Genomic DNA, 10,535 nt, shown 5'->3' with positions numbered 1-10,535 from the left:
GGGACTGTCAGGTAATAACCATCACTGTACACCCATTGTAGCTGTATTCAACAACACGTCGATATTCGGGCTGATCAGGCTCAATGATTTCCTTTCTCAACATCCCCATAAAGGGACCCGAACCATAGTATTCCCAAGCAGAAGTACGTGTACCGCTTGGAGCGGTAACTCCCTGATAGGTGGCGGAGCTTGTGGTGGAGGAGCGGATTTGGCGGCCAAGCAGCCAATCTGCTTCATTATTATCGAAATTCGAAATCGTAGTCTGAGTAAATTTTTGACCGGTTCCCGTTGTCGTTACTACTTCCTCTACCAGGTCCCCATAGTTATTGTATGTGTTCTCAGACTGCACCCTGCTCAGCAAGTCTCCGGATAAATCCAGTTCACTCACATTGCTTGATTTCAAGCGTACCGCGTAGCGTAGTGACTGAGTTGTGTTTCCATTCAGAACGCTTACAGCTCCAGTGACCGGCAGGAACCCCTCTCCCCCATAGATGATCGTTTCCCAATCATATTGAACCGCTCTAACAACCTTGAATGAGCCTGACACTTTATAGCTAGTCGTCTCTCGGCTAACCTGGCCAGCCAAATGTTCATATCCATCCTGTTCATACCAGGTTTCGTGGCGTTTATTTCCATTCTCGGAATCAACACGAATGTAACGGAACCCCATGGGTCCTAGCTCATTGTGATAATAACCATAATCTTCATAGTAGTAAGCTTGTTGACTCATACCACCCACCCCATTTGAGGTGTCCAGGTGCGACACGACACGCATAGCTGCATTTATTCTTAGCAACGGGTCCTTCGGGATACTTGAGGTGGTAGTAGCTTGCAGAGCTTGGGGCGATAGTAAAGGTTCCGCACCATAACCAAAGGCACTAGCGTCATTGGTGTTCGCGTAACGCACCCGGTATTCCAGGCCCAGTCCGTTGGTCACCCCAGTCAAATAATCCGGAACTTCCGGATTGTTCGAGTTCCAACAGAGAACACTGTTTACATTCATCGCACACAGTCTGGGGATACCATCTCCAACCACATCCACCCAAACATGGCCCCGGATATCAGTCGGCGCCTGATTCAGCGCAAAGGACTTCACCTCCCCGGAGAATGAACCATGCTGGGACAGCTGGCATTTAAGGGCCTCTTGATCTTGCAGGCACCAGTCAAGATGGCCATCCTGATTGATATCCGTGAAACTGAGCCCCCGTGGCTTGTCACCCTGAATGGTCAGTACCGGAGAAGCCAGATCCTCGACCCAATTCTTCCCATTGTTAATTAAACATCGGGCCTGATACTGCTTGCTTCCACCTCCTCCTACCCTGAAGATCCGACAATAGTCTTGGTAACCATTCCCATTAAAATCATAAAAGTCCGATTTAAAGATGGCCGAGTCAGGCTCTAGATAGGGAGGTTCCTCTGGCGCTTTGAGGTTTGAAGTAGTGAAGTTCCACTGCGTTTCAGGAGCAGCCAGGCTCCCATTGTTATTCTTGTAGCAGCGGGCCAAGCCGCTCGCTCCCTTTGTAAACCAGCAATACTCGCTGTGGCCATCACCGGTAAGATCCACCCAGGTCCCGTCTGTTGATGCTACCGTCGTCTCCGGTATTACCCACTGACCTTGGTAGTTTAGTCCAACTGTTCTATCATAGCTCCCTTTCGCACATTTTACTTTCTTGCTTCCACCACTAGCGTAGGCATAGCAATAGTCTTGAGTTCCATCTCCATCTGTATCTTGCCAGTACTGGCTATTTATTTTTTCCCTAGCCACTGGAGGTGTCACTGTGGATGACCAGCTCCCATAAAACCCTCCTCCAGAGCTATTTCGATAGCAGCGAATTTCATCAACGTTATTCTTGTATTTTCTGAAACAGAAATTGGGGTATCCGTTTCTGTCCACATCGAACCAAGTAGTCGACAAGTTAATAGGAGGTGTAGAGCTAACAGGAGAATAATCAGAATAGAACCCTTGCAACCGAGCCCCATTTACAAATCCCCCCGAGCTTCCTTCACGGTAACACTGCAGGGAGTAGACCCTTTTATATCTGGTGTGGGAATTATAGGTAACTTCTCTCTCAACCCGACAGAACTCAGTCTTTCCATCGCTGTTCATGTCCACCCACCAGCGGAGCGGCGAATTCCAATCCCCTGTTTCAACTTGAAACTGCATTGAACTGGAAAAGACCGCATTACTGCCATGGTCCCAATCAAAATCCGTGGGAGCGAGGCATTGCCCGCCCGCTCCACACTCCTGCACTTGTTTAAGCAAAGACCTTTTTGTGGAGGGGTTGGTTTGGTATGAAAAGTTCCAGGTCTTAACAGATGTTTCATTAGCCGTCATCGCCAATATTTTGTGTATCCGGTAGGCATTATCATATTTTCCCCCAAAGACGTATGAAGGTTTCCCATAAGGATCTGGGTGATATTGAATGGATAGCAAATGTGAGTGCCAACCATTACCAGTTGTATAGGTAATATTGGAAAGGAACATACCTCCCGGGAGGTAAGCCATTTTATAACCGTGACCTAGCCTGTCCTCTACCGTTTCGAGTGCCCACCTAGAAATCCGGTTATCAACGGCAGGACCACCAGCGACACGGGTCGCGCCACTGGCACCATACCTGTAGATATCCCCGTTCTTTTGGTAAACGATGAAGGTGCCTTTATCACGGTTCCATGCACTCCATATAGGACTGCCGCCTAGTTGATATACCACCTTCACTCCGGATTCAGCTTCCGTTCTGTATACGGAGCCATCTCGCCAATAACTACCGGACACCAATATCAAACGCTGCCCATCCAAACATGCCAAGTCAGCGGTAGTACCCGCAACTCCAGCGGAAATACCATCCCGCAACAACGTCCGCCGCATCGGGCAGCGCTCGATCGCGGACAGTCCCGAAATATGAAAGCCCATGCCGGCGTGGCCGTAGCCGGAGTCACTGGAATAATCCAGGGAGAATGAAGGGTTGATGCCACCAGGTCCGTCTGGCAGCTGGATCGGGATGGAATAACGCAGTTGCCCTTGCACCACATCCAGAGCCCCCGGAGAGGCCCCAACCAGTTGACCCGTCAAGCTTTGGCTACTGGCACTGTTTGATGTCGCCGCCAGACTCATCACTGCCGCGCTGTTCTCGGTGCCGTTCTCGTCCTCCTCACCCAAATCCGGCATACCGGAAACACGCTGCCCACCCAATCCAATAAATTGGTCCATCAAGGCCAGGTTGCGCTTTTTTTGACTGCGTAAGTACAAGCTCCGGGTATTGAGGTCATGGGCTTGAACCAGCAGGTCAGGCAAGCCATCACCATCACCGTCGCTCCAGATCAGCTCGAAGTCATCACTCGGCTCGGCTGGAATCGCGGCCCCGTCCTTTAAGGTACAGGGCATGAACTCCCCCGAGGCCGTGCCGCAGAAGAGCAAGTCTGGCAAATTGGAGGGCAATGGAACCGGGATGCTGACACCAGCTGAAATCCAGGTGTAATCTCGCCGCGCCCGTAGCAACAAGTCTGAGTAACCGTCCAGGCCGTATTCCCGGCTGTCCATATCACCGTAATACACTTCGTAACGGTTTAGATCCGGCTCCGGTGCCGCTTGCGCGCTCACCGCCCCAATCAATAAAACAACACCCCAAACCCATGCCACCAACCAACGAGCAGCCATAGCCCCGCCCTTCCCTAGAACGTATTAAAAAGAAAATGTATAAGCCGGTGATGCGACCGAATCAGCGCTGAATATCGATGCCCCGCGCCAGACAATGGCCATCCGCGCCCGTAGCACTGAGCTCGACCCCCACCGCTTTGCCCCCGTGCAGGGCGGACAAGGTAATTGACAGAGCCTGCCCACGGCGCTCGGCGTTATCGTAGTGGGTGCCACTAAACTCGATCAGGTGATCCCGGCAGTCTTGCACTTCCGGATCCAGGGCAATGGAAAATTCGCCTTGTTCTCCGTGTTGCCAGATGCGGGTGATTTCCCCACGCGACCAGATGTCCGCTTGGGCCGCGGAAGTAAAGGCACAGGAGAGAGCAAGCAGAACAAATCCTTTTTTCATTATGGGTTCCCCAATGAAAGTTCTATTTTGTTGTTCACCGGGCGCCCCCAAAAGTCCTTAGCGCCCGATACGTTCTTGTGATCTGGTTCTCACAAGTCTCGAATATAGAACCAACGCAAAAAATATCATGTGAGCCATTTCAGATAGTTCGTGTAAGTTTTTTCCTCTCTTTTGTGTAAGCCTTGGCTTACAACATAAAAGGTCATCGCGGTTTAGCGGAGAGGCGTTATGCTTTTGCGGGCCTGGGAGACATAAACTCGGAGGTCGCGACAACGCCGCTGTGGGAGATTCTATGGTGACTTGCAAGCTCCGCCACGCTAGTGCGCCATTCGGCCAGCAGGCTGGCTCCCACAGGTCATGCTATAAAACCGCTGTGGGAAGCTTGCTTGCAAGCGAATGACCAACGGCCCGGGGACATTCGCGGCCAAGGCTGCTCCCCACAGCAATGGGCTACGAAGCCGCTCTGTGGGAGATTCTCCGGGCGGCGGGCCGCTGCAAGCGAATCTTAGCCCATTCGCTTGCAAGCAAGCTTCCCACAGCGGCTTCGAAGCCCTTCTCTGACAGCTGTCGGAAGACCGTTTGCGCTAGCCACTCACCTCGAAGCGGAGTCAGATCCCCTTTCCTTCACACCAAAGGCGGCGTCCGCTCGGCGAATTGGCCGTTCCAGTACGGATAGTAGGGGTACGGCGGTGTCACCGCGCTGGCCTTGTCGAGCCGGGCGGCCTGTGGCTCCGTCATGGACCAGCCCACTGCGCCCAGGTTGTCGCGCAATTGCTGTTCGTTGCGTGCCCCAATCAGCACCGAGGACACCGTGGGCCGGCGCAGCAGCCAGTTGATTGCCACCTGTGGCACGGTTTTGCCGGTTTCCTCCGCCACCGTCAGCAACGCATCCACCACGTTGTACAGCCGCTCTTCCTCCACTGGCGGGGCAAAGCCGGCGGTTTCATGCAGACGGCTGCCCTCGGGCAGCGGTTGCCCACGGCGGATTTTGCCGGTGAGGCGTCCCCAGCCCAACGGGCTCCACACCAGGGCGCCCAGTCCCTGGTCCTGCCCCAGCGGCATCAATTCCCACTCGTAGTCCCGGCCGATCAGTGAGTAATAGGTTTGATTGGCGACGAAGCGGCTGTAGCCATAGCGGTCCGCCGCCGCCAGGGACTTCATCAGTTGCCAGCCGGAATAATTGGAGGCGCCGATGTAACGCACCTTGCCGGAGCGCACCAGATCGTCCAGCGTCGCCATCACCTGTTCCACCGGCGTCATGGCGTCAAAGTGATGCAGTTGCAGCAGGTCGATGTAATCGGTGCCGAGCCGCCGTAACGAACGCTCCACCGCCCGCACCAGATGATGACGGGAGGCGCCCACGTCATTGGCGCCCTCTCCGCTTCGCAGACTCACTTTGGTGGACAGAATCACCTGGTCGCGGCGGCCGGCGACGGCGGCCCCGAGTACTTCCTCGGAGGCGCCGTCCGAGTACACGTCGGCGGTGTCGAACAGGGTCACGCCAGCTTCCAGACACAGGTCGACCAGCCGCCGCGCCTGCTCCACTCCGGTGTTTCCCCAGGCGCTGAACAGCGGCCCTTTGCCGCCGAAGGTGCCGGCGCCAAAGCCCAGTGCCGGCACTTTGAAGCCGGAGTGTCCCAGATAACGGTGTTCCATGATTGTTTCTCCTTGGTCTGATGTTGGTCTGATGGAATTCGCCTGCGAGCAGGCTTCCCACAGCGGCTCAGGCACAGTCCCCGGTTTCAAGCAGCGGCGCGCGCTGGCGTTCCCGCCGCAGCGCCCACAGCGCCAGGGCAAGGCCGGACAGTGTGACCGCCGAAGCCACCCAGGGAATGCCGGTCAAACCGGTGCCGGAGTGAATCACCGCGCCGCCGAGCCAGGCGCCCAGGGCGTTACCCAGATTGAAGGCACCGATATTGAAGCTGGAAGCCAGACTGGAGGCGCCCTCGGCACGGCTGAGCACCCACAGTTGCAGCGGCGCCACGGTGGCGAAACTGGCGGCACCAAGCAGGCCGACGAACACCACCGCGGTGACCGGGTGCCGCAGCGCCGGGCCGGTCATTGCCAGCACCAGCGCCAATATCGTTAATGTCACGCCGATGGCGCGCGGCAGGTTACGGTCGGCCAGCCGGCCACCGGCCAGATTGCCGGCGATCATGCCCACGCCGAAGACCAGCAGAATCGAGGACACCTGCGCTTCGGAAAAGCCGGCCAGGCGGACCAGCATGGGCTGGATGTAGGTAAAGACGGTAAACACGCCGGCGTAACCCAGAACCGTGGTGAGCAGCCCGAGCAACACAGTGGCGCGCCCGATCACCCGGAAGCCGTCACGAAATGATTCCCCGCCCTGCCCGCCCTGATCGGCGGGCACCAGAGCCAGGATCACCAGTGTGGCCAGCACGCCGACACCGGTGATGGCCCAGAACGAAGTGCGCCAGCCGTACTCCACCCCCAGCCAGGCCCCGGCCGGCACGCCCAGCAGAGTGGCCACGGTGAGGCCGGTGAACATGATGGCGATGGCGCTGGCGCGCCGGTGCGGTGCTACCAGGGAGGTAGCCACCACCGAGCCGACGCCAAAGAAAGTGCCATGCGCCAGGGAGGTGATCACCCGCGCCACCATTAGCACGGTGTAGTTCGGCGCCAGGGCACAGGCCAGGTTGCCGACGGTGAAGATCAGCATCAGCCCCACCAGTATCCGCTTGCGGGACAGGCCGCCGGTGGTGGCGGTCAAAAGAGGCGCGCCGACGAACACGCCCAGGGCATAGCCGGAGATCAGCAGGCCGGCGGCGACGATGCTGACGCCCAGATCGTCCGCCACCTGCTGCAGCACGCCCATAATCACGAATTCAGTGGTGCCGATGCCAAAGGCACCGATGGTCAGCGCGTACAGCGCCCAGGGTATACCGCCCTGTCGCGGGTCTTTCATGACCGTTCTCCGTTGGAATGGGATAGAGAGACGGCATGCTAGGGCTTTACCTATTTCACAAAAACAATATAGTCTTTTATTCACTTTCAATATTTCATTGAAAATAACGCTCCAATCCTGCCTTGGACGAACCATGGAAAGACTCAGTGACATCGCGCTGTTCCTACGCGTGCTGGATCAGGGCTCGATCAGCGCCGCGGCACGTACCCTCGACCTTTCCGTGGCGGTGGCCAGCCAGCGTCTGAAGCGGTTGGAACGGGATCTGCAGGTACGTCTGCTGCACCGCACCACCCGCCGTCTCCACCCTACCCCCGAGGGCCGGCTTCTGGCGGAGCGGGGGCGGTTGCTGGTGGGAGACCTGGAAGCCCTGGCCAACGGGCTCCGGCAAAGCGCCAACGAGATCAGCGGTACCCTGCGTCTGGCGCTGCCACCGGCATTCGGGCGTCAGTATATTTCCCGGCTGCTGCCCGGCTTTTTGCAACGCTACCCGCAAGTGCGCCTGGACGTGCATCTGAGCGATGACCAGGTGGACCTGGTGGGGGAAGGGTTTGATCTCGCCATTCGTATCGGTGTGCTCAAGGACTCCTCCCTGGTGGCGCGACGACTGGCCGACGACAAGCGGGTGCTGTGCGCATCCCCCGATTACCTGGCCCGCCACGGGGTGCCCACCCATCCCCGGGAACTGGCCGATCACCCCTGTCTGCTGCTGACCAGCCATCCGGACCGGCAGGACGTCTGGGATCTGCGCGACCCGGACGGACGGCCATGCCCGGTCAGAGTCAGCGGCCCGGTCCGCGCCAATCAGGGGGAGTTGCTGACCGAAGCCGTGCTCGCCGGCCTGGGCATTGCCCAGCATTCGCTCTGGCACATCCACGAACACCTGTGCCAGGGCCGTCTCAAGGTGGTGTTGGCGGATTATCAATTGGCCGACACCGCCATCCACGCGGTGATGCCGCAACGCAAGCAAGTGCCGCCAAGGGTGCGGGCCTTCGTGGAGTTCGTATCGGAAAGTCTTGGAGACGCGCCGTTGTGGGAGCGGCTGCCGGAGGGAAGCCGGGCGTGAAAGGTAATCGCGCCCGGCAGAGAGGGATAGAAAACCGCCGTAGGAAATTACTCTCGAGTAAATCCTCGGACGCCAGGGGCACCATTCGCCAGCAAGCTGGCTTCCCACAGCCTTACTACGAAACCACCGTGGGAAGCCGCCTTGGCGGCGAATGGCGTACTACGTTCAGCCGGCCAGTTTGGCTTTCAGTTCACGGCGACGGCGGTGCAGGACCGGCTCGGTGTAGCCGCTGGGCTGCTCGCAACCCTTGAACACCAGATCACAGGAGGCCTGGAAGGCAATGCTGTCATCGAAGTTCGGCGCCATGTCCATGTAGGTCGGGTCACCGGCGTTCTGCTTGTCCACCACTTGCGCCATGCGCTTCATGGACTCCATCACCTGTTCCTCGGTGACGATGTCATGGTGCAGCCAGTTGGCGATGTGCTGGCTGGAGATACGGCAGGTGGCGCGGTCTTCCATCAGGCCGACGTTGTTGATGTCCGGCACCTTGGAACAGCCCACGCCCTGATCTACCCAGCGCACCACGTAGCCGAGGATACCCTGGGCGTTGTTGTCCAGCTCCTGCTGGATTTCGTTGGCGGTGAGTTCGCCTTCCAGCAACGGAATGGTGAGGATGTCGTCCAGGGACGCACGGCCACGGCTGGCCAGCTGCTCCTGCACTTGCTGCACGTTCACTTCGTGGTAGTGCATTGCATGCAGGGTGGCGGCGGTGGGTGACGGCACCCAGGCGCAGTTGGCGCCGGCTTTCGGGTGACCGGCCTTGGTGGCCATCATTTCCGCCATTTCGTCCGGCTTCGCCCACATGCCTTTACCGATCTGGGCCACGCCTTGCAGGCCGCATTCCAGGCCGATATCCACGTTCCAGTTTTCGTAGGCGTTGATCCAGGGCATGCCTTTCATATCGCCTTTGCGCGCCATCGGGCCCGCTTCCATGGAGGTGTGCATCTCGTCACCGGTACGGTCTAGGAAACCGGTGTTGATGAAGATCACCCGGTCCTTGGCCTGGCGGATACATTCCTTCAGGTTGACCGTGGTGCGGCGCTCTTCATCCATGATGCCGATCTTCAGAGTATTGGCCGGCAGGCCTAGCGCTTTTTCCACCCGCTCGAACAGTTCCACCGCGAACGCCACTTCTTCCGGGCCGTGCATTTTCGGCTTCACGATGTACACGGAGCCGGTGCGGCTGTTGCGGAAATCGGCGCCGTCCTGCTTCTTCAGATCGTGGATGGCGGCCAGCACGGTGACCATGGCGTCCATGATCCCTTCCGGGATTTCTTCACCGTTGTGCAGGATCGCCGGGTTGGTCATCAGGTGACCGACGTTGCGCACCAGCAGCAGGGAACGGCCCGGCAGCACCAGCTTGCCGCCGTCCAGCGCGATGTATTCACGGTCCGGGTTGAGGGCGCGGGTCAGGGTGCGGCCGCCCTTGTCGAAGCTTTCCTTCAGATCGCCTTTCATCAGGCCCGCCCAGTTGCGATACACCTCGACTTTGTCCTCGGCGTCCACCGCGGCGACGGAGTCCTCGCAGTCCTGAATGGTGGTGATGGCGGATTCCAGCAGCACGTCCTTGACGTTGGCCGGGTCCTCGGCGCCGATCGGATGTTGATCGTCGATCTGGATTTCCGCATGCAGATTGTTGTGCTTGAGCAGCACGCCGCTGGGGCGCTCGGCGTCGCCCAGGTAGCCGCGCAGCTGTCCTTCGTCGGCCAGACCGGATTCGCCCTCTGTCAGGCTCACCACCAGCTTGCCGTCGCGGATCGCGTAGCCGGTGCTGTCCTTGTGGGAGCCGTTGGCCAGCGGGAAATAGGTGTCGAGGAAATCACGGGCAAAGGCAATCACCTTGTCACCGCGCTTCGGGTTGTAAGCGCCACCGCGCTCGGCGCCGTCTTCCTCGGAGATGGCATCGGTACCGTAGAGCGCGTCATACAGGCTGCCCCAGCGAGCGTTGGCGGCGTTCAGCGCGAAACGGGCGTTCTTCACCGGCACCACCAGCTGCGGGCCGGCGATATGGGCAATCTCGTTGTCCACGTTCTGGGTGGCCACTTTGAAATCATCGCCTTCCGGCAGCAGGTAGCCCAGCTCGGTGAGGAAGCGCTTGTATTCCGGCAAGTCGATCTGCTTGCCCTTGCGCTCCAGATGCCAGCCGTCGATCTTCCGTTGGATTTCGTCACGCTTGGCCAGCAACGCCTTGTTGCGCGGCGCTAGGTCGGCCACGATCTGTTCCAGCTGCGCCCAGAAGTGTTCCACATCCACACCGGTACCCGGCGCCACTTCGTTGACTACCAGATCATGAAGTTCAGCGGCGATTTCCAGTCCGCCCTTTTTAATGCGATCGGTCATGTGCTCCTACCTTCTGGTCGAGTCAAAAACAAGGCCCGGGCGGCGCGGTGCGCGAGGCCCAGAGGCCGGAAAGCGGCGGCATTTTACCTGAAACGGTCCGGCCTTACACGTTTGACCGGGGGGTCAGTTGCCAGATGACAAACCGGACGCCGGACGCCGGACG

The 10,535-nt window shown here is 58.4% G+C and carries 6 protein-coding genes; 1 reads left to right on the top strand and 5 read right to left on the bottom strand.

Going from position 1 to position 10,535, the window contains the following annotated elements:
- Window positions 1-7: 7 nt before the first annotated feature.
- From A6D6_RS20915 to A6D6_RS20900, 4 genes are all read right to left on the bottom strand, one after another.
- Window positions 8-3,655, bottom strand: a complete 3,648-nt coding sequence (locus A6D6_RS20915; RefSeq protein ID WP_159661776.1) for an FG-GAP repeat domain-containing protein — start codon at window positions 3,653-3,655, stop codon at window positions 8-10.
- A 61-nt stretch (window positions 3,656-3,716) separates the two neighbouring features.
- A complete protein-coding gene (locus A6D6_RS20910) occupies window positions 3,717-4,043 on the bottom strand; it encodes a hypothetical protein (RefSeq protein ID WP_159661775.1) in 327 nt (108 codons plus the stop codon).
- Window positions 4,044-4,667: 624 nt separating this feature from the next.
- Window positions 4,668-5,699 (bottom strand): aldo/keto reductase, encoded by a 1,032-nt coding sequence (locus A6D6_RS20905; protein ID WP_159661774.1) that lies wholly within the window; start codon window positions 5,697-5,699, stop codon window positions 4,668-4,670.
- 67 nt (window positions 5,700-5,766) lie between these two features.
- Window positions 5,767-6,969: an MFS transporter gene (locus tag A6D6_RS20900; RefSeq protein ID WP_159661773.1), complete on the bottom strand. Its 1,203-nt coding sequence runs from the start codon at window positions 6,967-6,969 to the stop codon at window positions 5,767-5,769.
- A gap of 133 nt (window positions 6,970-7,102) precedes the next feature.
- Here A6D6_RS20900 and A6D6_RS20895 point away from each other — a divergent pair, with 133 nt between their 5' ends.
- Window positions 7,103-8,032: a LysR family transcriptional regulator gene (locus tag A6D6_RS20895; RefSeq protein WP_159661772.1), complete on the top strand. Its 930-nt coding sequence runs from the start codon at window positions 7,103-7,105 to the stop codon at window positions 8,030-8,032.
- 165 nt (window positions 8,033-8,197) lie between these two features.
- Here A6D6_RS20895 and A6D6_RS20890 read toward each other — a convergent pair whose 3' ends face one another.
- Window positions 8,198-10,372, bottom strand: coding sequence for a malate synthase G (locus A6D6_RS20890; RefSeq protein WP_159661771.1), 2,175 nt, complete (start codon window positions 10,370-10,372; stop codon window positions 8,198-8,200).
- Window positions 10,373-10,535: the final 163 nt, after the last annotated feature.

It is taken from the genome of Alcanivorax xiamenensis (assembly GCF_009846745.1).
Classification (GTDB): domain Bacteria; phylum Pseudomonadota; class Gammaproteobacteria; order Pseudomonadales; family Alcanivoracaceae; genus Alloalcanivorax; species Alloalcanivorax xiamenensis.
Note: the sequence above shows the minus strand (reverse complement) of the source record. Positions and strands in the feature narration are given on the sequence as shown.